This window comes from Aeromonas sp. 600479 (genome assembly GCF_049175515.1).
Taxonomy (GTDB): Bacteria; Pseudomonadota; Gammaproteobacteria; order Enterobacterales; family Aeromonadaceae; genus Aeromonas; species Aeromonas veronii_A.
Genome location: NZ_JAAKVF010000022.1, coordinates 36,716 through 59,972 on the forward strand (window position 1 = coordinate 36,716; position 23,257 = coordinate 59,972).

16 protein-coding genes are annotated in these 23,257 nt (G+C 60.0%); 12 read left to right on the top strand and 4 right to left on the bottom strand.

Annotated features, from left to right (window positions below; genetic code table 11):
• Positions 1 to 44 precede the first annotated feature (44 nt).
• From G5149_RS18800 to G5149_RS18810, 3 genes are all read left to right on the top strand, one after another.
• Positions 45 to 4,928 (top strand): alpha-2-macroglobulin family protein, encoded by a 4,884-nt coding sequence (locus G5149_RS18800; RefSeq protein WP_421213335.1) that lies wholly within the window; start codon positions 45 to 47, stop codon positions 4,926 to 4,928.
• A 1-nt stretch (position 4,929) separates the two neighbouring features.
• Positions 4,930 to 7,329, top strand: a complete 2,400-nt coding sequence (gene pbpC, locus G5149_RS18805) for a penicillin-binding protein 1C (RefSeq protein WP_421213356.1) — start codon at positions 4,930 to 4,932, stop codon at positions 7,327 to 7,329.
• A 130-nt stretch (positions 7,330 to 7,459) separates the two neighbouring features.
• Positions 7,460 to 7,711 (top strand): hypothetical protein, encoded by a 252-nt coding sequence (locus G5149_RS18810; RefSeq protein ID WP_421213337.1) that lies wholly within the window; start codon positions 7,460 to 7,462, stop codon positions 7,709 to 7,711.
• Between the two features lie 55 nt (positions 7,712 to 7,766).
• Here G5149_RS18810 and G5149_RS18815 read toward each other — a convergent pair whose 3' ends face one another.
• The gene (locus tag G5149_RS18815) at positions 7,767 to 8,732 is read right to left on the bottom strand and encodes a hypothetical protein (protein WP_421213339.1); all 966 of its coding nucleotides are present in this window, start codon (positions 8,730 to 8,732) and stop codon (positions 7,767 to 7,769) included.
• Positions 8,733 to 8,910: 178 nt separating this feature from the next.
• On the opposite strand from G5149_RS18815, the gene thiI reads away from it, so the two are divergent.
• Positions 8,911 to 10,359, top strand: a complete 1,449-nt coding sequence (gene thiI, locus G5149_RS18820) for a tRNA uracil 4-sulfurtransferase ThiI (protein WP_421213341.1) — start codon at positions 8,911 to 8,913, stop codon at positions 10,357 to 10,359.
• A gap of 693 nt (positions 10,360 to 11,052) precedes the next feature.
• Here the strand turns inward: thiI and ahpF are convergent.
• From ahpF to G5149_RS18835, 3 genes are all read right to left on the bottom strand, one after another.
• Positions 11,053 to 12,639 carry an alkyl hydroperoxide reductase subunit F gene (gene ahpF, locus G5149_RS18825; RefSeq protein WP_337073025.1) on the bottom strand — a complete coding sequence of 529 codons (1,587 nt, stop codon included), beginning with the start codon at positions 12,637 to 12,639 and terminating at the stop codon, positions 11,053 to 11,055.
• A 122-nt stretch (positions 12,640 to 12,761) separates the two neighbouring features.
• On the bottom strand, positions 12,762 to 13,328 hold the full coding sequence (gene ahpC, locus G5149_RS18830) for an alkyl hydroperoxide reductase subunit C (protein WP_005344674.1): 567 nt from the start codon (positions 13,326 to 13,328) through the stop codon (positions 12,762 to 12,764).
• 691 nt (positions 13,329 to 14,019) lie between these two features.
• A complete protein-coding gene (locus G5149_RS18835; protein ID WP_216979031.1) occupies positions 14,020 to 14,466 on the bottom strand; it encodes a CBS domain-containing protein in 447 nt (148 codons plus the stop codon).
• A 230-nt stretch (positions 14,467 to 14,696) separates the two neighbouring features.
• Between G5149_RS18835 and queA the strand changes: the two genes are divergently transcribed.
• From queA to G5149_RS18875, 8 genes are all read left to right on the top strand, one after another.
• Positions 14,697 to 15,749, top strand: coding sequence for a tRNA preQ1(34) S-adenosylmethionine ribosyltransferase-isomerase QueA (gene queA, locus G5149_RS18840; RefSeq protein ID WP_337073026.1), 1,053 nt, complete (start codon positions 14,697 to 14,699; stop codon positions 15,747 to 15,749).
• Between the two features lie 74 nt (positions 15,750 to 15,823).
• Positions 15,824 to 16,960 (top strand): tRNA guanosine(34) transglycosylase Tgt, encoded by a 1,137-nt coding sequence (gene tgt / locus G5149_RS18845; RefSeq protein WP_005337329.1) that lies wholly within the window; start codon positions 15,824 to 15,826, stop codon positions 16,958 to 16,960.
• A 51-nt stretch (positions 16,961 to 17,011) separates the two neighbouring features.
• Complete coding sequence (gene yajC / locus G5149_RS18850; RefSeq protein WP_005337327.1) at positions 17,012 to 17,347, top strand: preprotein translocase subunit YajC; 336 nt, start codon at positions 17,012 to 17,014, stop codon at positions 17,345 to 17,347.
• Between the two features lie 18 nt (positions 17,348 to 17,365).
• Complete coding sequence (gene secD, locus G5149_RS18855) at positions 17,366 to 19,219, top strand: protein translocase subunit SecD (RefSeq protein WP_005344680.1); 1,854 nt, start codon at positions 17,366 to 17,368, stop codon at positions 19,217 to 19,219.
• Positions 19,220 to 19,229: 10 nt separating this feature from the next.
• Entirely contained in the window at positions 19,230 to 20,177 is a 948-nt protein-coding gene (secF, locus tag G5149_RS18860) for a protein translocase subunit SecF (RefSeq protein WP_005344682.1), read from the top strand.
• Positions 20,178 to 20,260: 83 nt separating this feature from the next.
• The gene (locus tag G5149_RS18865; RefSeq protein WP_005344690.1) at positions 20,261 to 20,629 is read left to right on the top strand and encodes a rhodanese-like domain-containing protein; all 369 of its coding nucleotides are present in this window, start codon (positions 20,261 to 20,263) and stop codon (positions 20,627 to 20,629) included.
• A 90-nt stretch (positions 20,630 to 20,719) separates the two neighbouring features.
• Positions 20,720 to 21,655: a lipoprotein NlpI gene (gene nlpI / locus G5149_RS18870; protein WP_005344691.1), complete on the top strand. Its 936-nt coding sequence runs from the start codon at positions 20,720 to 20,722 to the stop codon at positions 21,653 to 21,655.
• 599 nt (positions 21,656 to 22,254) lie between these two features.
• Positions 22,255 to 23,232 (top strand): AraC family transcriptional regulator, encoded by a 978-nt coding sequence (locus G5149_RS18875; protein WP_216979029.1) that lies wholly within the window; start codon positions 22,255 to 22,257, stop codon positions 23,230 to 23,232.
• Positions 23,233 to 23,257 lie beyond the last annotated feature (25 nt).

A 23,257-nucleotide genomic window follows, 5' to 3' on the forward strand; every position in this document is an offset into this window, starting at 1 on the left:
CCAGCCACGCTGCGTTTGCAGCGCTCTAACTCGGGATGGAACCTATGCGCCTCTTCGACTCTCCCTCTGCTTCTCACCGCTCTACCGCTGAAACCGGCGCTCTGCGCCGCCGCTGGTCAACCCTGCTGCTTTGCGGGGTGGTCGGTTTGCTGTCTGGCTGCGGCCCTGACAAGCCCACCAGCCAAATATCGACCACAGAATCCACAGCCCAGCAGGAGGCCGGGGCGCCAACTTCTGTAGTGCAGGCCAATGCCCGCCAATATCGCGATGCGCCGGCGCTGGCGCTGGTCTTCTCCGGCCCCTTGGCGCCCAAGGCCAATTGGCAGAGCTGGCTCGGGGTCAGTGAGGGGGGCAAGCAGGTGCAGGGGGAGTGGATCCTGGCCGAGGATGGCCGGACCCTCTATTTTCCGAACGTTCAGCCCGACAAGAGCTATGAGGTGAGTCTCAAGGCGGGGCTGGGCCCATCCTCCCAGAGCTGGACTCTCAAGACCCGGCCGCTGGAGGCGGGGGCCTCCTTTACCGCCAGCGGTATGGTATTGCCGCTGCGCGACGAGCTGCGCCTGCCCATCAGCGCGGTCAATGTGGACGAGGTCAATATCGACTTCTTTCGGGTCGATGCCGAATACCTGCCCCGTTTCCTGGCCGAGTATCGCCCCGGTGCCGGCATGGGCAACTGGGAGCTTGAGCAGATCACCAAGCGGGCCAAGCGGGTATTCAGCGGCCGCTATGCGTTGGAGCTCGATGCCAACCGGCGCGAGACCCGCCTTATCAATGTGAAGGAGCCGCAGCTGGCGGAGGCTGGCGTCTACTTTGCGGTGATGTCACCTCTTGGCAACTACGACTGGCGCAAGGAGACCACCTATTTTGCAGTGAGCGACATGGGGCTCAGTGCCCGTCGTTACCGCGATCAGCTGGAGGTGTTCGTCAGCTCCCTGGCCAGCGCCGACCCGCTCAAGGATGTGCAGCTCTCCCTGCTGGACGAGAAGGGCAACCGGCTGCAGGTGCAAACCACGGATCCGCAGGGCCATCGTCGCTTCGATCAGGTGCAGGGGGCTCGCCTGCTGCTGGCCGAACAGGGCAACCATCTGGCGGTGCTGCGCCTCGACGGGGCGGCCCTCGATCTCTCCACCTTCGATCTCGGCACCCAGCCCTGGCAGGCCCAGCAGTTGTATCTGTTCAGCGGGCGCGACCTCTATCGCCCCGGCGAGCGACTCGACAGCGAGATCCTGCTCAAGGGGCAGGATGGCCAGCTGCTGCCGGGCATGGCGGTGGAGCTGGAGGTGAAACAGCCGGACGGCCAGCTGCTCGAACAAAAGCGGCTGCTACCGGATAGCCTTGGCGCCGCCCACTACGGTCTGCGTTTGCCGGATGATGCGCCGCTCGGGCGCTGGACCATCAACCTCAAGACCGCCGCCGGCAGTCGCTTCGAGTGGCCCTTTCTGGTGGAGGAGTTCTTGCCGGAGCGGCTGAAACTGCAGCTTGGCAAGGGGCCGGATGGGGAAGTCACGAGTCTGGACGCCGCCCTCAGCCTGCCACTGCAGGGGGACTATCTCTACGGCGCGCCGGCGAGCGCCACCAAGGCGAAGGCGGAGGTGAAAATCAGCCGCGCCACCATGCCTTTTACCCAGTGGCAGGAGTTCACCCTGGGTGACGTGCTGCTTGCCGAGCAGGCCAAGGATCTCGAGCCTCTCAATCTCACCCTCAATGCGCAGGGGCAGGGGACTTTTTCGTTAGCTGATGAGCTCGATGGGGTACGCGGTCTCGGGCCGCTGGAGGTGGCCTATCGGGTCTCCCTTTCCGAGCCCGGTGGCCGCGCCGTCAATCGCAGCCGCACCCAGTATGGCTGGCCTGCAGGCAGCCAGTGGCCGGCACTCAAGGCCGATTTTGTGGCGGATCGGGTAGAGGGGGGCAAGCCGCTCCCCTTCCAGATCCTCAACCTCGATGAGCAAGGCCAGCCGGTGGCGGGGGCGGTGAAAGTGCGCCTCATCAACGAGTACCGCGACTACTACTGGCACTACGCCGATGGCGAGGGGTGGAAGTACGAGTTCAACAGCCAGCCCTATCTGGAGCAGGAGCAGACCCTGCAGCTGGATGGCAAGGGGCCGACCCCGCTCACGCTGCAACTGGCGGCGGGCTGGTATCGATTGGAGGTGGAGAACAGTCAGGGCCATCAATCGAGCCTGCGGGTGGAGATCGGCAGTTACGCCTGGGGCGGCGGTGGCGAGCAGGCGCGCCCTGACAAGATTGCCATCACTCTCGACAAACGCGCCTATCAGGCGGGCGACAAGGCCAAAGTGACTCTGGTAGCCCCGCGCCCCGGTAAGGGCTTGCTGCTGGTGGAAGATGGCGACGGCCTGCGCTGGTGGCAGCGTATCGAGCTCAAGGGGGCCGGTGGTGATGCCAAGGATGCCCGCGGCGAGTTCGAGATCCCGGTCAGTCCCGAGTGGCAGCGTCATGACCTGCATATCTCGGCCCAGATCGCCGCGCCAGACAGCGCCTCCAAACCGTCCGGCAAGCAACAGGGGCAGAGCCTGCGCTCGGTCGGACTGGTGCCGCTCACGCTGGACCGGGAAGCGCGCCGTTTGCCGCTTACCCTGAGCGCGCCTGATAAAGCGGTGCCGCTTACCCGGCTGGAAGTGACCGCCACCTCCACCCCCAACAGTCAGGGGCGCGTGGTGCTGGCGGCGGTGGATCGGGGCGTGCTCAATATCAGCGACTACCAGCCTCTCGACCCGTTCGAGATCTTCTTTGGTCGCAAGCGCTTCGCCCAAGATTTGTTCGACAACTACGGCCAGGTGATCCCGCCGCAAGATGGCAAGCTGGCCCGCCTCAACTACGGGGGCGATCGGGCGCCGCTGAAAAAGGGTGGCGCGCTGGAGAGCCGGGTCGAGATCGCCGCACTGTGGAGCGGCGAGGTGAGCTTTGATGAGAGTGGCAAAGCGGTGATCCCGCTCGATTTGCCCAACTTCAACGGCGAGTTGGCGCTGATGGCGCTGGCCTGGAACGAACAGCAAGTCGGGGAGGCCGAGCGCGCCGTCAAGGTAGTGGCGCCCTTGGTGGCCGAGATTGGCTGGCCGCGCTTTGGCGCCAGAGGGGATGAGACCCGGGCGCTGGTGCAGCTACGCAACATGAGCGGCGAGGATCAGACCCTCTCCCTTGCCTGGACCCTCAATGGCGGGCTCAAGGCAAATGGCGAGTTGCCCGGCACCCTTGCCCTTAAAAATGGCGAGGAGCAGTGGCTGACCCTGCCGCTCACCGTGACCGGGGCGAGCGGTGTGGCGAGCCTGCAGTTGGCGGCCAGCGGCAAGGATTTTGCCATCAGCCGCGACTGGTATCTGCCGCTGCGCTCCCCCTGGCCTGCCGAGACTCGCCAGCGCTATCAGATGCTGTCCCCCGGCCAGCAGATGAGCTTTGCGCCAGCTGAGCTGGCCGGGCTGGAGCGCGCCAATCTGCAGGGGCTGCTCAGCCTCTCCGGTACTCCCCCCTGGGATCCGGCAGCCCAGTGGCAGGCGCTGGCCGACTACCCCTACGCCTGTCTGGAGCAGACTCTGTCCCGTGCCTGGCCTTACTTGCTGACCACGGCGGATGAGCGGGCCGCCTGGCGCAAACCCGCAGAGGGCAAGAAAGCGGCGAGTGAAGCGGATGTGCAGCGCGCCCTGCTGCAACGGCTGCAGAGGTTGCAACTGCCCAGTGGCGGTTTTGGCCTGTGGGATGGTCGCTCCGATGAGGAGCAGTGGCTCACCGCTTATGCCGCCGACTACCTGCTGGCGCGCAAGGAGGCGGGTGACGCAGTGCCGGAGGCGATGCTCAATCAGGCGCTGAACCGGCTGCAGAGCTATCTCACCGACAGTCAGTATGGTGAGCGCTGGAGCAGTGCCCCCGAGCACAGCCGTCTTGCCTATCAGGCTTACAGCGCCTATGTGCTGGCCCGGGTTGGCAAGGCACCGCTCGCTACCCTGCGCCTTATCTGGGAGCAGCAGGCTGATCACGCCCGCTCCGGTTTGCCGCTTTTGCACCTCTCGCTGGCCCTCTCGGCCATGGGGGATGAGCAGAACGCCGCCAAGGCCCTCAGCCAAGCATTGGCGACCGAGCGTGGTGATGACTATCTGGGTGATTACGGCTCGCCACTGCGCGATGCAGCCCTTGAGCTCTCCTTGCTGCGCCAGCACAAGCTGGCTGCGGAGCGCTGGCCTGATCTCAGCGCCAAGGTAGCCGATACCCTGGCCCATCGTCAGTGGCTCAGCACTCAGGAGCGGCTCGCTCTGTTGCGACTGGCCCGTTTCGATCCGGCCGTCGACTGGCAGGCCAAGGTAACTTCCTCTCTTGGCAGTGAATCCCTGAGCGGTTCGGCTCCGCTACAGCAGGGTGCCCCCGAGGCACTGGCGGCGAGCACCGTCACCAACGAGGGCAAGGGATCCCTCTATGTGCAGCGCACTCTGGTCGGCTACCCCGAACAGGCGCCAGCACGGATTAGCAAGGGGATGAGTGTGACCCGCAGCTGGTTCAACAGCGACGGTCAGCGTTTTGACCCGGCCAAAGTGAAGGTGGGCGATCTGGTGGTGGTGCGACTCAACGTCAGCAGCGAATCCGCGGTGCCCGATGCCCTGCTGGTGGAGATGGTGCCCGCAGGCTTCGAGCTGGAGAACCCGGCCCTTGGCAACAGCATCAAGCTCGAAGAGCTCCCCATTGAGGGGAAACCGGCGTGGCAGAGCGAGTGGAACGACTATCTCAAGCATCAGGAGTTTCGCGATGACCGCTACACGGCAGCGCTGGATCTGAGCGAGGGGAGCAACCAGCAACTGGTCTACCTGATGCGGGCGGTGACGCCGGGTCGCTATCAGGTGCCGCCGACCCAGGTGGAGGATATGTACCGTCCCGAGCTGCGGGCTGTGGGTGAGGATATCCATGAGGTGATCATCTCTGAGTAACATTCCCTCCCTTGAGCGGGTTCGCCCGCTCACTTTCTGGCAGCGTGGCTGGCTGAAATTAGGTCGCACTGGCCACGCTGGCTGGTGCTGGCTTGGTCGCCTGCCACGCTGGCTGCGTTGCTCGGTGCTGGGCGTTGTAGCACTGCTCCTGTCATTGCTGGCACTGGATCGACTCTTCCCGCCGCCACCGCTCGACCCTGCCTACGCACGGGTGGTGCTCGACATGAAGGGGCTACCGCTGCGCGCCTTTGCCGATACCAGCGGCGTATGGCGTTACCCCGTGACCCTGGAGCAGGTCTCCCCCCGCTATATCGAGGCTCTGCTCGGCTACGAGGATCGCTACTTCTGGCGTCATCCCGGGGTCAATCCGGTGGCCATGGTGCGCGGGGTCTGGCAGTGGCTGCGTTACGGGCGAGCCGTGTCAGGCGGCTCGACTCTCACCATGCAGGTGGCCCGCCTTATCGAGCCCTACCACAGGAGCGTGCCCGGCAAGCTTCGTCAGATGGCGCGCGCGCTGCAACTGGAGTGGCACTACGACAAGCGCACCTTGCTCACCGTCTACCTCAACCGGGCGCCGTTTGGCGGCAACCTGGAGGGGGTGCAGGCGGCAAGTTTTGCCTATCTCGGCAAGAGCGCGGCCAAGCTGACCTATGCCGAGGCGGCGCTGTTGGCGGTGCTGCCGCAGGCTCCCAGCCGCAACCGGCCGGACCGGCATCCCGAGCGGGCCCGCACCGCCCGTGACAAGGTGATGCAGCGACTGGTAGCGCAGGGTGTCTGGCCCGAACAGGCGTGGTTGGAGGGACGTATCGAGCCGGTGCTGGCCCGTGGTCACTTCACGCCGATGGAGGCGCCGCTGTTTGCCCGTCTCGCCGCCGACAATCAGGCCGGGGCGCTGGTGCACACCACCATAGACGGCGATCTGCAGCGCTGGCTGGAGGGGCGGGTGGCGAGCTATATCCGTCGCTTCCCCGAGCAGACCTCCGCGGCCCTGCTGCTGGTAGATAACAAAACCATGGCGGTGCGCGCCTATGTGGGCAGCGCCGAGTATGGCAATTTGCGCCGCCACGGTTATCTGGACATGGTGCAGGCGATCCGCTCCCCCGGCTCCACCCTCAAGCCCTTCATCTACGGTCTGGCGATGGACGAGGGGCTGGTGCACTCGGCCTCCTTGCTCTCCGATGCGCCAAGGCTGGGCTCGGAGTATCGCCCCGCCAACTTTTCCGGTGCCTTTCAGGGGCCGGTGACCCTTGCGCAGGCGCTGCAGCAATCCCTCAACGTGCCGGCGGTGCAGGTGCTGGAGGCGCTTGGGCCGGACAAGCTGGTCAGCCGCCTCGACAACGCCGGAGTGCGGCTGGCTCTCTCCGACAAACCCAATCCTGCCATCGCGCTGGGGGCGGCGGGCATTCGGCTCGAACAGCTGGTGGCACTCTACAGCTCGCTGACCCGGCAGGGGCAGGTGGCGATGCCGGTCTGGCTGGCGGGGCAGCAGGCGGTGTCACGCCCCTTGCTGAGTCCGGGAGCGGCCTGGATCATCTGGCAAATATTGAGCGCGCAGGGACGGGCTGATCAGCCCTTTGCCAGCGAGGCAACCGGCCGGGTCAATCGACTGGCCTGGAAGACCGGCACCAGCTATGGCTATCGCGACAGCTGGGCCATGGGGGTCTCCGGTCGCTGGACTATCGGCGTCTGGCTGGGACGCCCCGATGGTACCCCCATGCCCGGTTTTTACGGGCAGAGCGCGGCGGTGCCGCTTCTGCTTTCGGTCTACTCGCGGCTGGCTGACAACAGCCCCTTGCCGGCACAACCCAACACGGTGAGCGAAGCCGAGATCTGCTGGCCGCTGGGGCGCAAGACGAGCGCCACCCTGCCAGAGGCCTGTTTGCAGCGTCAGAGCGCCTGGTTGCTGGAAGGGCGCGATCCTCCCACCTTGCCGGATCCCATGGACTGGCCCTCGCCGCTGCGTCAAGTTGCATTGACCGCCGCGGGCAAGCCGACTCTGACCCGTTGCCCCGATGCGGCGCAATCCGGTTTTCGGGCGCTCTGGCCATTGTCGCTGGAGCCGTGGCGGTCCCCCGGCGAGCGACGGCAGGCGCTGCTGGCCAGCGGTTGTGCAGGGGAAGGGCAGAGTGCCGAGCTGCAGGCTCCCATTCGCATCGTGGCGCTGGGGGAGGGCAACCTTATCCGCAGCCAGCGCTATCGGTTGCAGCCCAAGGTGCTCGGCGGTGTCGGCAAGCCGGCCTGGTTTCTCAACGGCCAGCGGCTGCGCTGGGACGGGGATCAGGTGCTGAGTGTGGCGGGTCGTTATCAGCTGGTGGTGGTGGACGAGGCGGGCAACAGCGATCGCATCGAGTTTCGCATGGTGCATCCCGATGGTGATGAGGCGGGTAGCGTTATCCGTTGACTTCACTGTGAGTATTTTGCCTGCGATCATTAAGCGGTATGTAATTAACCATTTGAAATGCATGAATTGTTGAGCGTTACGGCAGGTGTGGGCATAATTCAGGGTTCGTTCAAATCCTGAGGAGTATGAAATGTCCCTTCGCATTCTGTTGTCCCTGCTGGTACTGGTGGGCTCAGGTTGTGCAACGATGCAGGAGCGCGGCGAATTTGGCCGCTCGCAGCAGCCACAATATGGCGCTCCCTTTGGCTCGGCCAACGATGTCTGGTATCGCTGTGTCGAGAAGAAGTTTGCCTGTACCCCTGCTAATATCCGCCGTGACAGGGCGATGGAAGCGCGCCGTGACGCACAAGAGCGGGCAAATCACCGGGGTGATGATTGGTAGGCTGCAGAAAACGAGAGGGGTTGGCAGATGCCAACCCCTTTTTCATTCCGCCGGTTCAGCCCGGTTGGCGCAGATGACCGAGCCGGGTGAAGAAGTGCTGGCTCTTGCGCTGGTGAAAGTGGCTCTTCTTGATGGGATGGAAGATGAGGTCGCTTTCGGGATGGCTCGCCTTTAACTGATGGAGCATCGCCACGGCGGGCAGGCTGGTGCTGACCAGGGTGGTGAGTGGCATGCTGATGGTCTCGGGGCCGAGCAGTTGATTGAGCCCTTGCCGGGCCTGCTCGAAGCGGGTCAGGGCCGCCGGGTCGGCATAGCCGCTCCCCAGCATGGTGAGCAGGTTGTCGAGGGCCAGATGAAATTCGGCCAACTGCTGGCGAAAGCCGCTGCGCCCGCGCAGGGTGATAAGCTCGGCGAAGGAGATCTCGCCGAGGTGAGTGGGTACTTGCAACGGGATCTCGAGGTGGAAGCAATCCTGGCCGCCGCGATTGTGGTAGCGGGATTCGAGCAGATGGAGCAGGCGGTCCAGATAGTCGTGATCGGTAATGAGCGCCCCGTCATTGGCGAGTGCCCACTCACGGGCGAGACGCATGGAGAGCAGATTGGCAAAGCGCCGTGCCATTCTGATCCCCCCCTGATCCCGACTGGCAAAACCATGGTTGAGGCAAAAGCCGTGCAGCCGCTCCAGCCCCGCCTGATCCGGACAGAAGCAGTCGTGGTTGGCCCCCTGACGCCAGCGGGTGACCAGCTCCTTGTTGCCAAACACCTTGTGACGGACAAAATCGGGTGCAAGCAAACCGCTTAACTGGCTTTCGAGTTGCGGAGTGATGGCGGCAAAGAAGGCGGCATCGGGTCGCTCGGCCAAGAGATCTGTCTCCTGCTCGAGGGTTTGCTGCAGAGTGGTGAGACCGCTCTTTTCGCTGACGGTGAAGACAAAGGCGAGCCGCTCCAGATAGAGCAGGGCAAACTTGAGCCACAGTTCATCCCGCACTTCCATGCCGGGGTAGTAGATATAGGTCTTCATCGTATCGGTCTGTCGCCAGAAGTGGTGCCGGGGTGCAGGGTCGGGAATATACGCAAGATTGGCGCTGCACGGCAAACACTGCGTGGGGGAATGTGAGCAAACGCTCATCCAGTAGGCGCTGGCCACAAAGTTCTGATATAATTCGCGCCCTTAAATCAAGGTCACCCGAGTCATTACCATGAAGTTCATTATCAAGCTGTTCCCGGAAATCACCATCAAGAGCAAGTCGGTTCGCCAGCGCTTTATCAAGATCCTGCAGGGCAATATCCGCAACGTCCTGCGCCGCTTTGACGACGATGCCCGCGTACGGATGGATTGGGACAAACTGATCGTGAGCTCCCGCAATGACCAGTTCCGCGAGCAGGCTATCGAAGCCTTGGCTTGCATCCCTGGCATTCAGGCCTTCCTCGAGGTGCAGGCCAGCAAGTTCACCGATCTGCACGACATCTTCGAGCAGGTGAAAGCCGTGTGGGGCGACCAGCTCAAGGGCAAAACCTTCTGCGTGCGCGCCAAGCGCCACGGCAAGCACGAGTTCTCCTCTCTCGAGATTGAGCGCTACGTGGGCGGTGGTTTGAACCAGCACTGCGAAAGCAATGGTGTGCGCCTCAAGAACCCGGATGTGAAGATCAACCTCGAGATCGACGGCGAAGAGCTCTTCATCGTCAGCGCCATTCATCAGGGCCTGAGCGGCATGCCCATCGCCACTCAGGAAGATGTGCTTAGCCTCATCTCCGGCGGTTTTGACTCCGGTGTGGCGTCGTTCCAGTTCATCAAGCGCGGCTGCCGGGTGCACTACTGCTTCTTCAATCTGGGCGGCGCCGCTCACGAGATCGGCGTCAAGCAGGTGGCCTATCACCTGTGGAACCGCTTCGGTTCATCCCATCGGGTGCGTTTCACCGCGGTCGACTTCGAGCCAGTGGTCGCCGAGATCCTCGAGAAGATCGATAACGGTCAGATGGGGGTGGTGCTCAAGCGGATGATGATGCGTGCCGCCGCCAAAGTGGCTGACGAGTTCCAGATCCCGGCGCTGGTGACCGGCGAGTGTGTGGGTCAGGTATCCAGCCAGACCCTCACCAACCTGAACGTCATCGATCGGGTGACCGACAAGGTGATCCTGCGCCCGCTCATCACCTGGGACAAGCCGGACATCATCAGCGAAGCCCGCCGCATCGGCACGCTGGAGTTCGCCGAGACTATGCCGGAGTACTGTGGCGTCATCTCCAAAAAGCCGACCGTGAAGGCCGATCTGGCGCGCATTGAAGAGGAAGAGGGCAACTTCGACTTCGCCATTTTGGACAAGGTGGTGGCGGAGGCCCGTTACCTCGATATCCGTCGTATCGGTGAAGAGACCGCCGCCGAGGTGCAGGAAGTGGAGACTACCACCGAGAGCGGTGACAACGAGGTGATCCTCGATATCCGCTCCATGGACGAGCACGACGAGAAGCCGTTGCTGGTGGAAGGGCGTGAGGTCATGCATATTCCCTTCTTCAAGCTGGCTACCGCCTTTGGCGATCTGTCCAAGGAGAAGACCTATCTGCTCTACTGCGATCGCGGCGTGATGAGCAAGTTGCAGGCGCTCTATCTGAAAGAGAAGGGCTTTGATAACGTCAAAGTTTACCGTCCGTAATTTGGCACTCAATCGCCTATAAAAAGGCTATGCACCCATTACGTTACATGTTGCATGGGGTGCCCAAGCACCTCATGCAAACACACATTGATATTCACCTCCTTCCCGTAATGTTCCAGTATTCTGCGCCAACCCATAACTAAACAGCTAGCCTCCGACGACGATAGATAAGGGCATGACGTTTCTGATGGCTTCGGCATTCATCTGCTCTTACTGAAAACCTGCATAGTCCTGCTCCACCATATAGTGCGATGTAAACCGGCCCGGTCCCCGGATTCGCTCTCTGTCTCCTGGCTGTCTTGTCGTGCCAGGTAAGCCCCGTAGCCTTTTGAGCAACTCAAGGAAGAAGGTCTCATCGACTTCAGCAATGCCCTCTTCCCGTGTGGCTTGATACTTGGCCATCGTACGCAGAGAGTGGGGACGTCAGCGCAAAGCGGTATGTTTGCTGACGTCGTAGCAACACAGACCTGTCTTGCGGACGGCCAATCTCTGGCTTACATATCGTCTTCCCAGCACTGCGCTTTACGCAATCTGGTAAGGGGGAGCTGTATAGAGCTGGTGTGTAGACAGTACTGGTTTTATTCAAACTTAATTTTTCGACATGCCATTGGGACAGTGTTTGTCCTGAGCACTTGGCGCGGAGACGCATGAAAAAGCCGACTCATTGAGTCGGCTTTACGGTGCAGAGAATGGTCAGGCTGTGACGGTGTCTGCTTTCGCGACTTCCGCTTCCGGTGCGGGGTTGCGGATGAGGTAATCGAACGCCCCCAGCGCGGCAGTGGCGCCGGCACCCATGGAGATGATGATCTGCTTGAACGGTACCGTGGTGGCATCCCCAGCGGCGTAGACGCCGGGCAGGGAGGTCGCACCCTTGGTATCGATCTCGATCTCGCCAAAGCGGGTCAGGGCAATCTCGCTCCCTTTCAGGAACTCGGTGTTCGGCACCAGACCGATCTGGACGAAGATGCCAGCCACCGCCAGGTGTTTGATCTCGCCGGTAGTGCGATCTTCGTAATCCATACCGACCACCTTGCTGCCATCACCGATCACTTCGGTAGTGCGGGCACTCATGATGATGTCGATATTGCCCATAGAGCGAGCCTTCTTCTGCAGCACTTCATCGGCGCGCAGGGTGTCAGCGAATTCCACCACGGTCACATGCTCGACGATGCCAGCCAGGTCGATTGCTGCCTCGATGCCGGAGTTACCGCCACCGATCACTGCAACCCGCTTGCCTTTGAAGAAGGGGCCATCGCAGTGCGGGCAGTAGGCCACGCCCTTGGTGCGGTACTCGAGTTCGCCCGGCACGTTCAGGTCGCGCCAGCGGGCACCGGTCGCCAGGATCACGGCGCGGCTCTTCAGGGTGGCGCCAGAGGCGAGATCCACGTTTACGTAGCCATCCTTGCTGATGGCGGCAGCGCGCTGCTCGGTGATCACTTCCACGCCGTACTGCTTGACGTGCTGCTCCAGGCTCGCGGCCAGCTTGGGGCCTTCGGTGTAGGGCACGGAGATAAAGTTCTCAATGCCGACGGTGTCCATCACCTGACCACCAAAACGCTCGGCGACGATGGCGGTGCGAATGCCTTTACGGGCGGCATAGATGGCTGCTGAGGCGCCAGCCGGGCCACCTCCGACAACCAGAACGTCGTAGGGATCTTTCTCATTCAGCTCGGCGGCTTTGCGCTCTGCAGCACCGGTGTCGAGTTTGGCGACGATCTCTTCCAGCGAGATGCGGCCCTGGCTGAACGGTTGACCGTTCAGGTAAACATTCGGCACCGCCATGATTTGACGCTCATTGACCTCTTCCTGGAACAGGGCTCCGTCGATCATGGTGTGAGTGATGCCGGGGTTCAGGGTGGCCATCAGGTTCAGCGCCTGCACCACGTCCGGGCAGTTGTGGCAAGAGAGGGAGATATAGGTCTCGAAGTGGAACTCGCCCTTGAGATTGCGGATCTGCTCCTGCACGGCTGCATCGGCCTTGGAGGGGTGACCGCCGCTTTGCAGCAGGGCAAGCACCAGCGAGGTGAATTCATGACCCATGGGGATGCCGGCAAAGTGAACGCGCGGGGCTTGGCCCTGCGGCGCGATACTCATTGAAGGCGTGCGGGTGGCATTGCCAGAGGTCTGGGTGATCTTGGGGGACATTTCGGCGATCTCGCTGGCCAGCGCCAGCAGCTCTGCAGATTTGTCGCTGTCGTTGCCGGACACGCTGATCTCGATGGGATTGACGATGTACTGCAGATAGGTGTTCAGCTGTTGTTTGAGGTTGGTATCCAACATCTTCGAATTCCTTCTTGGTGATTGCGGGTCGGCATCTTCACAGGTCAAAAGCGCGCGATGGCGTTTCTGAGGGCCGGAAAGCAGACCGGCCCTTATGCGGGCCGGTCTTGGAAGCGGAAGGCTTAGATCTTGCCTACCAGATCCAGGGACGGGGCCAGGGTAGCTTCACCTTCTTTCCACTTGGCCGGGCACACTTCACCCGGGTGGGAGGCGACATACTGAGCTGCTTTGACTTTGCGCAGCAGCTCCAGGGCGTCACGGCCGATGCCGCCAGCGTTGATCTCGACGATCTGGATGATGCCCTGCGGATCAATCACGAAGGTACCGCGGTCGGCCAGGCCGGCTTCTTCGATCATCACGCCAAAGTTGCGGGTAATGGTGCCGGTCGGGTCGCCAATCATCGGATACTGGATCTTCTTGATGGTGTCAGACGTGTCGTGCCAAGCCTTATGGGTGAAGTGGGTATCGGTAGAGACAGCGTAGATCTCGACGCCCAGCTTCTGGAATTCAGCGTAGTTGTCAGCCAGATCGCCCAGCTCGGTCGGGCAGACGAAGGTGAAGTCAGCCGGGTAGAAGAAGACCACGGACCACTTGCCTTTCAGGTCTGCGTCAGAGACCTGCACGAATTTGCCATTGTGGTAGGCGGTAGCATTAAACGGCTTGATTTCAGTGTTGATGTAGGTAGACATGTAATTGCTCCTTGGTGATGTACATATGCCTGTCTGGTGTTGAAGAGTCTTGCCAGACGAGGCGCTTAACTTTCGATGGATTCATCATAGGGGCTTCCGCTAATCGATAAAAGCCGCATTTTTGAATCGCTTAAATCTACTTATTAGATAGCTCACTATGGCTGTACCTAACATGAATATCTCTGGCCTACTGAGATAACTCCTTGTCATGGTTCAATATCTGTGCGCTACATCGCCTTTTCAAGGCATGAGAAGAGGTGTGCAGAGGCATGGCGACGCGATGAGATAAACGGTGGAGCAAACAGGTGGCGCAGGAGGTTGAGGGAACTGGTTGCAGCGATGGAGATGTGCTGACAAGGGGGAGAGCAGAAAACGCGGATAAAAAAATCCCGGCGCTATCGCAACGACAGGGCCGGGTCATCAAACAAGGAATGGCTATATAAACAAATGCTTTACAGCAAAGACTAACTACGGGGTGTGCAAACTTGCAGACATATGAGAGGAAGATAATGGGTGCACAATCCCTTTTCTCCCCCTCGGCAACTATTGCATGAGAGGGATAATAGTGTGACGCAGATCACAAGGCAAGTATTTGGTGTAATTTTTCAGTCAAAATGAAAGTGTTTCATCATTTTAGCTTATTTTGACGGCTGAAAACGCTTTTATTGTAATTTAATTACGGGTTGCTCCATCAAAAATCGGTCGGGGGATCCTGCTCTTCCATCAATTCCAACAGGTTGATGGCCACGGCAATAAAGTCCGACTCGGTGACGATGCCGATGAGCTTGCGTCCTTTGAGTACCGGCAGGCAGCCATACCGGTGCCGCTGCAGGTAGAGGGCAGCCTCCTTGATGCCGGCATGGGGATCCACGCTCGCGACCTGACGGGTCATGATCTCGTCAAGGTGGACACTATCAGTGAATTCAGCCTCCCGCTCCGGACTTATCAGCAGCAGCTTGGATTCCCGGGTGGCCAGGATATCGGTGAGGGTCACCAGCCCAAGCAAATGGTGCTGCTCGTCAACGATGGGAATATGGCGGATCCGCTCTTGTTGCATCAGATCCATCGCCTGTTTGACACTGTTCTCCGGTCCCAGAGTGAAGGGATGTTCTGTCATGATCTCGGATAGGGTCATCATGGTAGGCCTCCTGATTACATTGGTTTTTCTTCACCGCCTCTCTCCACCCTAGCCCAGCCATGGGTGGCAAAACATGATCAGGGTCAATACAAAACATTAAAGAGTCATTAACCGGTTGGTGGTCACAAAATTGCCCGCTACCCCTTGTCTCTCTTGGGTTTTTGGTCTTTTGGGTTGCCTTGGAAGATGGGGATAACTAGACTAGCCGCCGATTCCCCCCGAGGTGAAAGATGCAAGTATCCGATTTTCATTTTGATCTGCCAGACGAGCTGATTGCCCGCTATCCGATGGCGGAGCGTACCGCCAGCCGCCTGTTGCAGCTCGATGGTCAAACTGGCGCTCTGCGCCACGGTCAATTTGTCGATGTGCTGGATCAGCTCAATCCGGGCGATCTGCTGGTATTCAACAACACCCGCGTCATTCCGGCGCGCATGTTTGGCCAGAAGGCCAGCGGTGGCAAGCTGGAGGTACTGGTCGAGCGCATTCTGGACGAGCACAGCGTGCTGGCTCATGTCCGGGCATCCAAGGCACCCAAGCCGGGCACCCGGATGATCATGGATGGGGGCGTGGAGGCAGAGATGCGCGCCCGTCACGACGCCTTGTTCGAGATCCACTTCCTCGACCCGCGTCCGGTACTGGAGATTTTGGAAGCCATCGGCCACATGCCGCTGCCCCCCTACATCGACCGTCCCGACGAGGATGCCGACAAGGAGCGCTACCAGACTGTTTACAATCAAAAGCCGGGCGCCGTTGCCGCGCCGACCGCCGGTCTGCACTTTGATGAGCCGCTGCTTGCGAAAATTCGGGCCAAAGGGGTTGAAACGGCCTTCGTCACCCTGCATGTAGGGGCGGGGACCTTCCAGCCGGTGCGGGTTGAGAAGATTGAAGATCACCACATGCACTCCGAGTATGCGGAAGTGCCGCAAGAGGTGGTGGATGCCATCGCGGCCACCCGTGCCCGTGGTGGTCGGGTGATTGCGGTGGGGACCACATCGGTGCGTTCGCTGGAGAGCGCGGCCAAGGTTACCTTGGCGCAGGGCAAACCGCTGGCGCCCTTCTTTAGTGACACCGATATCTTCATCTTCCCTGGCTACCAGTTCCAGATTGTCGATGCCATGGTCACCAACTTCCATCTGCCGGAGTCGACCTTGATCATGCTGGTCAGTGCCTTTGCCGGTTATGACAACGTGATGGCGGCCTATCAGGCAGCTGTGGCCGGGCAGTACCGTTTCTTCAGCTACGGGGACGCCATGTTCGTCACCCGTCGCCAGGTTGAAGCATAAGCTTCAGCGTATTTACCGGGCCCTGAGCGGCCCTCCTATTGTCAGACTGTTTCTCTGACTGAATCGAGGTAGCAATGAAATTTGAACTGAAAACCACCGACGGCCGTGCCCGTCGCGGTCAACTGGTCTTCGAACGTGGCGTGGTACAAACGCCGGCCTTTATGCCGGTCGGTACCTACGGCACCGTCAAGGGGATGACCCCTGAAGAAGTGCGTGAAACCGGTGCCCAGATCCTGCTGGGCAACACCTTCCACCTCTGGCTGCGCCCGGGTCAGGAAGTGATGCGTGCCCACGGTGATCTGCACGATTTCATGAACTGGCAGGGGCCGATCCTGACTGACTCCGGTGGTTTCCAGGTATTCAGCCTGGGCCATATTCGCAAGATCACCGAAGCGGGCGTCCACTTCCGTCACCCCATCAATGGCGAGAAGATCTTCCTCGACCCCGAGAAGTCCATGGAGATCCAGTACGATCTGGGCTCCGACATCGTGATGATCTTCGATGAGTGCACGCCCTATCCGGCTACTTACGAAGAGGCGCGCAAGTCGATGGAGATGTCCCTGCGCTGGGGTAAGCGTTCTCGTGACAAGTTTGATGCGCTCGGCAACAAGAATGCCCTGTTCGGCATTATTCAGGGGTCAGTTTATGAAGATCTACGGGATGTCTCTCTCAAGGGGCTGCTGGAGATCGGTTTCGACGGTTATGCGGTCGGCGGTCTGGCGGTGGGTGAGCCCAAAGAGGATATGCACCGCATCCTCGAGCACGTTTGCCCGAAAATTCCGGCCGACAAGCCACGCTACCTGATGGGGGTCGGCAAACCGGAAGATCTGGTGGAGGGGGTTCGCCGCGGTATCGACATGTTCGACTGCGTCATGCCGACCCGCAACGCCCGCAACGGTCATCTGTTTACCACTGATGGCGTAGTGAAGATCCGCAACGCTCAGCACCGCAACGACACCAGCACCCTGGATGCCGAGTGCGATTGCTACACCTGCAAGAACTACAGCCGCAGCTACCTGCACCATCTGGACAAGTGCAACGAGATCCTCGGTGCCCGTCTGAATACGATCCATAACCTGCGTTATTACCAGCGTGTGATGCAGGGTTTGCGGGACGCGATCGAGCAGGGTAAATTAGACGACTTTGTAACTGAGTTTTACCGTCGGCAAGGGAAGCCTGTGCCTCCGTTAGCTGAAAATGACGTTAAATAACAACAACATATAATTTTGTTTTTCAAATCTACATCAATAAGAGGTTGTTAAATGAGCATTATCTCCAAGGCGTATGCAGAAGGCGCAGCACCGGGTGCACAGGGTGGTGGTATGGAAATGATCATCATGCTGGCCGTATTTGGCCTGATCTTCTACTTCATGATCTATCGTCCCCAGGCCAAGCGCGCCAAAGATCATCGCAATCTGATGAGCTCCTTGTCCAAGGGTGATGAAGTGCTCACTTCCGGTGGTCTGGTTGGCAAGATTGCCAAAGTGGCTGCTGACAGCGATTACCTGGTGATCGCTCTGAACGACCAGACTCAAGTCACCATCAAAAAGGACTTCGTCTCTGCCGTTCTGCCCAAGGGTTCTATCCAGTCCCTTTAATCTCCCAAGGAGCACAGCGTGTTGAATCGCTATCCGCTGTGGAAATACCTGATGGTGGTCTTCGTGATCGCCATCGGTTTTCTATATGCAGCCCCCAATCTTTACGGCGAAGACCCGGCCCTGCAGGTTTCTGCCAGCCGTGGTGCCGAAGTCAAGCTAGATACCCTTGACCTGGTGACACAGACGCTCGACGAGGCGAAAATCCCGGTCAAACATGCTGCGTTCGAGCACGGTCTGATCCTGATCCGTTTCAAGAACACCGAAGACCAGCTCAAGGCGCGCGATATTGTTGCCAACAAGCTGGGTGACAACTTCATTACCGCACTCAACCTGGCACCTTCCACTCCCGCCTGGCTCGAAGCCATCGGTGCGGCCCCTCTGAAGCTGGGTCTTGACCTGCGCGGTGGTGTGCACTTCCTGATGGAAGTGGACATGGCCGAAGCACTGACCAAGCAGCAAGAGCAGATGGTGCAGGATTTCCGTGCCGAGCTGCGCACCCAGAAGATCCGTTACTCCGGCGTGCGCCGGGTCGGTGATCAGGTGCAGGTGATCTTCCGTGACGAAGCCGATCAGGAACGCGCCGTTTCTCATCTGCGTCGTCAGAACCCTGATTTGACTTTCACTACCGAGCAGAAAGGGGATGAGTTCATCCTGCTGGCTGGTCTGAGCGAAGCCAAGATCAAGGAAGTGAAGAAGTACGCCCTGGAGCAGAACATCACCATCATCCGTAACCGGGTCAACGAACTGGGTGTGGCCGAGCCGTTGGTACAACAGCAAGGCGCCGAGCGCATTGTCGTTGAACTGCCCGGTATTCAGGACACTGCCCGCGCCAAGGAAATCCTGGGGGCGACCGCTACCCTGGAGTTCCACATGGTGGATGAGGCTGCTGATATTCAGGCTGCCGCGGAAGGGCGAGTACCTCCCAGCTCCAAGGTCTATACCGATCGCAATGGTCGTCCTGTGGTACTGCACAAGCGGGTGATCCTGACCGGTGACCACATCGTGGGTGCCCAGTCCGGTTTCGACGAGTACAGCCGTCCCCAGGTCAACATCAAGCTGGATGGCCAGGGTGGCAACAAGATGGCCAACTTTACCAAGGACAACGTGGGTAAAGGGATGGCGACTGTCTTCATCGAGTACAAGCCGGTTGGTCAGCCTGGTCCGGATGGCAAGCGCAAGTTCCGCAAGCAGGAGGAGGTGATCAACGTCGCCACCATCCAGTCGCGTCTTGGCAGCCAGTTCCGTATCACAGGTATCGACAACGCCAACGAAGCCCACAACCTGGCGCTGCTGCTGCGTGCCGGTGCCCTGATCGCCCCGATCCAGATCGTGGAAGAACGCACCATTGGCCCGAGCCTGGGTCAACAGAACATCGACAGCGGTATGGAAGCCATCGGCTGGGCCATGCTGGTGATCGTGCTGTTCATGGGGATCTACTACCGCGCGTTCGGCTGGGTCGCCAACCTGGCGCTCTGTATGAACCTGGTGTTGATTGTCGGCATCATGTCGATGATCCCGGGTGCCACCATGACCCTGCCGGGGATCGCCGGTATCGTCTTGACGCTGGGGATGGCGGTGGATGCCAACGTGCTGATCTACGAGCGTATTCGTGAAGAGATCCGCAACGGTCGCGGTGTTCAGCAAGCCATCCATCTGGGCTTTGATCGGGCATTCTCCACCATCGCCGACTCCAACGTGACCTCGCTGATCACTTGCGTGATCCTGTTCGGTATCGGTACTGGCGCCATCAAGGGCTTTGCCCTGACGCTGGGCATTGGTCTGACCGCCTCCATGTTTACTGCCATCACAGTTTCCCGTGCCATTATCAACCTGGCTTGGGGTGGACGGCGTATCGACAAGCTGCCCATCTGAGGATAGAGAGATGTTTCAGATTCTACATTTTGAAAAACCGATCCCGTTTATGCGCTATGCCAAGCCGGGTGTGGTTTTCTCTTCCGTGCTGATGGTGGTAGCCCTGTTCTTCCTGTTTGATCGGGGGCTGAACTGGGGTCTGGACTTTACCGGTGGAACCACCATCGAGGTGGGATTCCAGCAGTCGGTGAGCCTGGACAAGATCCACGACGTTCTGGAAGAGCAGAAGATTGAAGGGGCCACCCTGCAACACTTTGGCTCCAGCCGTGACGTGCTGTTCCGTCTGACCCCGAAAGAGGGGGTCAAGGTCGAGCAGCAGGGTAACGAGGTGCTTGCGGCGGCCAAGCTGCTCGATGAGGGCGCAGTGCTCAAACGCGTCGAATTCGTCGGCCCTTCAGTCGGTGACGAGCTGGCCACTGACGGGGCGCTGGCGATGCTGGCCTCCATCATCTGTATCCTGATCTACGTGGCGGTGCGCTTTGAATGGCGTCTGGCCATGGGCGGCATTCTCTCGCTGGTGCATGACGTGGTGATCACCCTGGGTGTCTTTGCCTACTTCCAGTACGAGTTCGACTTGACCGTACTGGCGGCGCTGATGACCCTGGTGGGTTACTCCCTGAACGATACCATCGTAGTGTTCGACCGCTTGCGGGAGAACTTCCGCAAGGTGCGTAAAGGGGATACCGACTACATCCTGGATCTCTCCATGACCGAGACCCTGAGCCGTACTATCATCACCTCCGGCCTCACCTTCGTGGTGGTGCTGGCGCTGCTGCTCAAGGGCGGCGCGCTGATCCACGGTTTTGCCGTGGCCATGGTGATCGGTGTGGCTTTCGGTACCTACTCCTCCATCTATGTGGCGAGTGCGTTTGCCATGTTCCTCGGCGTCAAGCGCGAGCACATGCTGCCCACCCAGGTAGAGAAAGAGGGCGCGGATCAGCAGGAGATCCTGCCGTAACAAAAAGAGCGCCTAATGGCGCTCTTTTCTTATCTCTGCGTGTCGTTTGCTGACGCAGATGATGTCAACAAAAGGAGCTTGCCATGCAACACAATCCCCGTTTTTTGGCGCTGGTTGACGGGATCCGCTCCCGCATCACCGAAACCGATGTTCACCAGATCAAGCGCTGGCAGGATGAAGGGCGCACGTTTCACCTGATCGACGTGCGGGAAGAGAGCGAGTGGGCCAAAGGCCATCTGCCCGGAGCCCAATATCTGGGTCGTGGAGTGATTGAGCGGGATATCGAGACCCTGTTCCCGGATCCCGAGACCACACTCTATCTCTATTGTGGTGGCGGTTTTCGCTCCGTACTGGCGGCCGACAATTTGCAACAGATGGGTTATCGCAACGTAATCAGTGTTGACGGCGGTTTTCGCGGCTGGCTGGAGGCCGGATACCCTGTCGAATCCTGATTTATTTGATGGAGAGGGGCTCAGCTACATGACAAAGTGGCGGCTGACCTTTACCATATGCGGGGTCAAGCGTAAGCGTCGGAGTGTTCATTGAACGTCAGGAAAGGGATTGGATACCTCCTTGGTATCCTGTTGTTGCTCCCCATGTGGGGTTGCAGCAGTAGCAGTCATGTCAACACCCCTAAGGTTCCCAAGGCGCAGCCTGCTTCACTGGTATTGGCGACCCCCCTGCAGGTCTCCTACCAAAGCGAGTTGGCGCTCGCCCGACTCGGGCAGATGCTGAGTGAAATGGAGTTGACCACGGAGCAACGGGCCGAGTTGTTCTATGAACGTGCCGTGGTGTTTGATCGCGTCGGCTTGCGTTCCCTCGCTCGTCTCGATTTCAACCGGGCCCTGCGGGAGAAGCCGGATTTCGCCGAAGCCTACAACTTCATCGGTGTCTATCTGGTACAGCAGCAGAACTACGACGAAGCCTATGAGGCATTCGACTCAGCCCTCGAGCTGGCACCCGATTATGACTATGCCTACCTTAACCGCGGCATTGCCCTCTATTACGGTAACCGTCCCGAGCTGGCTGCGGCCGATATGAAGCGTTTCTACGAAGCGCAGCCGGAAGACCCCTATCGGGTGATCTGGCTCTATCTGGCCGAGCAGAAGCTCAATCCCGCTGCGGCCATGAGCCGGATGCGCGAGCGCCTCAACAAGTACGATGACGATGCCTGGAACTGGGATCTGGTGCGTCTCTACACAGGTGAGATCAACGCGTCCCAGCTGATGGGCAACGTGGTGAAAGGGGTGAAGGATAACCGGGAGCTGGCCGAGCGCCTGTGTGAAACCTATTTCTATCTGGGCAAGTTCGAGTTGGGCAAAGGCAACCGCAAGGAAGCCATCAGCTACTTCAAGTTGGCGCTCTCCAACAACGTCTATGACTTCATCGAGCACCGCTATGCTCTGCTCGAACTGGAGCTGATGGCACGCAAACCCTTGCCGCCGGGAGCCCAGAGCAAAGGCGAACAGCCCTCCTGAATGGAGATGGCGATTACCCAGTGATAGAAAACCTCGGTATGAGGCTAATGCCAGTCAGTGAAACCTGACTGGCATTGTTTTTATCTGCTTTTTCACACCTACTCCCGTGGCTTGGCTCCATGTCACAGTGAGCTGCGTGTCGCTAATCCACACAACCCCGCCAGTTTTTCCAACTCTGCCGCCCGCTTCTGAATAATGCACGGGCACATCTGATCCATGCAGCTCAACAGATGGATGGGGCCGATGCCGTGTGAAACCCGGCCGGCTCGTCGTATGCCTCCTGATATGGGTGATTCTCTTCCCTATCGCGGTGGGCGACTGGTTGACTATCTGCGGCTCTTGTTCGACTCCTGCCGGACTGCACTTTTAAATCGTCTCGTCTGACGAGAGGGAGTAAATATGCGTGCTGACCCGTGCTTTTACACTCCGTTACATCTGCTCGTCCTGTGACCGCCCCATAATGGCCCCTGATCCCCTAACCCTGTGCGATGGGGGGCGGATCAGTAGCCGATAAGGTGGAGATCACGAGCAGTTTCCTGTCAGCACGGAGGCCAGAACGGCAGATGTCACAGAGCGTATCAAACCAGGTGATCAGACGAATGCTGGGAGCCTGCCAGCAGCAGGGGGGAGATCCCGATGCCATTCTGATGGCGGGCGGCCTCACGTCGTTCGACATCGAGCGGGAGCAGGGCCGGCTGCCGGCCCACAGCCACTACCGGATGCTGCAACTGATGCAGCCCTATCTGGCCAGTTTTCACGAAACCATCCTCTCCTACGACATCGGCCAGCTCTACCAGCACTATCCACCCCTCATCAGCCTGTGCCTGAACCAGCCCTCGCCGCGGGCGGCGCTCGAGGTGCTGTTGGCCTATCGCCCCATCATCGGCAGTTGTGACGAGCTGCGGGTGCGGCGGGGGGCGCAGGCCAGCCAATACCTGTATGTCAATCAGGGGCCTGCCAGCCTGGGGGCGAGTCAGGCCATCCCCAACTTCATCATCCTCTACCGGATTTTGCGGGTCTATCTGGCGGCTCCCCAGGTCTCGGTGGGCTTCACGGGGCGGCCGCCACCGCGCCATCAGCTGCTGGATCAATTCTTTGGAGCCCGCTGCCGCTGGGAGCAGGGGGAAAACACCCTGACCATCGACAACGCCCAGCTCGACTGCCCCAGCCACTGCTACAACGAACCGCTGGGTCATCTGCAGCTGGCCCAGCTGGCGCAGATCTGCGCCGACATCGCCGAGCGGGCCCCCTTTGCCTATCTGGTGGGGGAGCGGATCCGCCACAAGATCCGGGAAGGGGAGCTGGAGAGCGACGAGAGCCTGCTCAAGGAGGTGTGCGCGGCCATGAATGTCAGCCGCTGGACCCTCAATCGCAAATTGCAGGGGGAGGGGAGCAGCTTCTCCACCCTGCTGAGGGAGGCGAGGGTGAACGAAGCTTGCCGCTTGCTGGGCGAGGGGGATCAACCGCTGCAGAACATCAGCGATCGGGTCGGCTTCTCGTCCCAGAGCGCCTTCAACCGTTTCTTCAAGGCCAACACCCGCATGACGCCGCTGGCCTATCGCAACGCCCGCCAATAACAACGGGACCGGCGCAAGGCCGGTC

Bases quoted from the DNA above. Each gene is read 5' to 3' on its own strand.
- G5149_RS18800 (WP_421213335.1), top strand. From the start codon at position 45: ATGCGCCTCTTCGACTCTCCCTCTGCTTCTCACCGCTCTACCGCTGAA.
- G5149_RS18810 (WP_421213337.1), top strand. From the start codon at position 7,460: ATGTCCCTTCGCATTCTGTTGTCCCTGCTGGTACTGGTGGGCTCAGGT.
- G5149_RS18815 (WP_421213339.1), bottom strand. From the start codon at position 8,732: ATGAAGACCTATATCTACTACCCCGGCATGGAAGTGCGGGATGAACTG.
- thiI (WP_421213341.1), top strand. From the start codon at position 8,911: ATGAAGTTCATTATCAAGCTGTTCCCGGAAATCACCATCAAGAGCAAG.
- ahpF (WP_337073025.1), bottom strand. From the start codon at position 12,639: ATGTTGGATACCAACCTCAAACAACAGCTGAACACCTATCTGCAGTAC.
- ahpC (WP_005344674.1), bottom strand. From the start codon at position 13,328: ATGTCTACCTACATCAACACTGAAATCAAGCCGTTTAATGCTACCGCC.
- G5149_RS18835 (WP_216979031.1), bottom strand. From the start codon at position 14,466: ATGATGACCCTATCCGAGATCATGACAGAACATCCCTTCACTCTGGGA.
- queA (WP_337073026.1), top strand. From the start codon at position 14,697: ATGCAAGTATCCGATTTTCATTTTGATCTGCCAGACGAGCTGATTGCC.
- tgt (WP_005337329.1), top strand. From the start codon at position 15,824: ATGAAATTTGAACTGAAAACCACCGACGGCCGTGCCCGTCGCGGTCAA.
- yajC (WP_005337327.1), top strand. From the start codon at position 17,012: ATGAGCATTATCTCCAAGGCGTATGCAGAAGGCGCAGCACCGGGTGCA.
- secF (WP_005344682.1), top strand. From the start codon at position 19,230: ATGTTTCAGATTCTACATTTTGAAAAACCGATCCCGTTTATGCGCTAT.
- G5149_RS18865 (WP_005344690.1), top strand. From the start codon at position 20,261: ATGCAACACAATCCCCGTTTTTTGGCGCTGGTTGACGGGATCCGCTCC.
- G5149_RS18875 (WP_216979029.1), top strand. From the start codon at position 22,255: ATGCTGGGAGCCTGCCAGCAGCAGGGGGGAGATCCCGATGCCATTCTG.